The following is a 271-nucleotide window of genomic DNA, read 5'->3' as shown; positions in this document are numbered from 1 at the left end:
TGCCAACGGTAATGTTACTTTAGCATCAGTTAGGCATAAATACGGGATTGCTGAACATGATTTCCAAATTTGGGTGGGAATTTATGCAAGATTTGGCAAAGGACCATTACTCAATCCACCCAAAGTAACTGGGGATTTTCGGTTAAATCTGGTAAAGTGGAAACAAGAAAATTTTGCGTCAATCTCAGAAACTTGTATTCACTTTGGATATCGTTCCCCGGGTTCAGTGTATCAGTGGGAATGTCTCTATAACAAGCAAGGGCCACAGGCT

General features: G+C 41.0%; 1 protein-coding gene. It reads left to right on the top strand.

Annotated features, from left to right (window positions below):
• Positions 1–271: helix-turn-helix domain-containing protein (locus tag H5R88_RS01810; RefSeq protein WP_182600110.1), on the top strand; the 271-nt coding region annotated here is incomplete at both ends.

Source organism: Limosilactobacillus agrestis (genome assembly GCF_014145585.1).
Taxonomy (GTDB): domain Bacteria; phylum Bacillota; class Bacilli; order Lactobacillales; family Lactobacillaceae; genus Limosilactobacillus; species Limosilactobacillus agrestis.
This window is presented reverse-complemented; position numbering and strand designations above follow the sequence as displayed.